The organism is Arthrobacter sp. CMU6, assembly GCF_059090205.1.
This window is the reverse complement of the sequence record NZ_JBNHFL010000127.1, coordinates 1-255: the sequence shown is the minus strand read 5'-3', so window position 1 is coordinate 255 and position 255 is coordinate 1. Positions and strand designations below refer to the sequence as shown.

Sequence of the window (255 nt, the reverse complement as noted above, 5' to 3'; positions counted from 1 at the left end):
AAGCGGCGCGGCACATGATCCCGCGGGGCCGGGGGAAGATCATTAACATCTGTTCGGTGCAGACGGATCTGGCCCGGCCCACGATCGCGCCGTATGTGGCGGCGAAGGGCGGGTTGCGGAACCTGACCCGGGCGATGACGGCGGAGTGGGCGGGCTCTGGGTTGCAGATTAACGGGATCGCGCCGGGGTATATCCATACCGAGATGACGCAGAACCTGGTCGATGACGGGCAGTTCAATGCCTGGATCCTGGGCC

General features: G+C 65.1%; 1 protein-coding gene. It reads left to right on the top strand.

Going from position 1 to position 255, the window contains the following annotated elements; translation table 11 throughout:
- Nucleotides 1-255: SDR family NAD(P)-dependent oxidoreductase (locus tag AC5RWD_RS23365; RefSeq protein ID WP_494022287.1), on the top strand; the 255-nt coding region annotated here is incomplete at both ends.